The sequence below is a fragment of the Zoogloea sp. LCSB751 genome, from assembly GCF_002028455.1.
In the GTDB taxonomy this organism is placed as follows: Bacteria; Pseudomonadota; Gammaproteobacteria; order Burkholderiales; family Rhodocyclaceae; genus Zoogloea.
The window spans coordinates 1-239 of sequence record NZ_MWUM01000571.1 but is presented as its reverse complement, the minus strand read 5'-3'; the positions used below and the strand labels follow the sequence as shown (position 1 = coordinate 239).

At 35.6% G+C, this 239-nt stretch carries 1 protein-coding gene; it reads right to left on the bottom strand.

Translation table 11 applies throughout. From position 1 onward, the window contains the following. Positions 1-239 (bottom strand): hypothetical protein (locus B4920_RS30220; protein WP_216820134.1); only part of this gene is annotated, 239 nt, incomplete at both ends.

Below are 239 nucleotides of genomic sequence, written 5' to 3'. Positions count from 1 at the left end.
TTCTACGTTTAAAAGCAATCCATTGAAAAAACAAGCAATTAAAAATAAATACCATGCCAGAATAGAAAAAGACAGAGGATAAGCTACGTTCTAGATAATTGATCGGTGTCAACAGTAATGCCGCAATCGCGATTGTAGACGTCAATAAAAGTAAACGTTCTAAATACGGATAATGGCGATTGGCAAAACGCCAAGCAAATAAACAGAGGCAATAGGTATATCCAACTAAAAACACGAGA